The following is a 272-nucleotide window of genomic DNA, read 5'->3' as shown; positions in this document are numbered from 1 at the left end:
ATATCGAGGTGTGGGAGTACCCGGACGGGCGTATCGAGATCCGTGCAGATGGCAAGGCGATTGCGTGCCACTCATATGACCGGCTGACAGAAGTCGATCAGGGGGCCATCGTCGAGCACAAGCGTCTGGGTCACGTGCTCCAGGTCTCGCAGGCGATGCAGGCGCAACGCGATAACAGTCGGATCGGCAAGGCGCCGTCAAGAACGCATCTGGGCGCGCCGACCAGATCTCAAAGCCGCTTGCCGGACAAGAAGAAACAACGCGAATTCACG

1 pseudogene is annotated in these 272 nt (G+C 60.3%); it reads left to right on the top strand.

The annotated features are described in order from the left end of the window. Positions 1-272: pseudogene (locus SB822_RS57205) on the top strand (ISNCY family transposase); the annotation flags it as partial.

Origin of the sequence: Paraburkholderia sp. SIMBA_054, from assembly GCF_046534875.1 — a bacterium.
Lineage (GTDB): Bacteria > Pseudomonadota > Gammaproteobacteria > Burkholderiales > Burkholderiaceae > Paraburkholderia > Paraburkholderia hospita.
The sequence above is the reverse complement of the archived record's forward strand: the minus strand, read 5'-3'. Positions and strand labels throughout refer to the sequence as shown.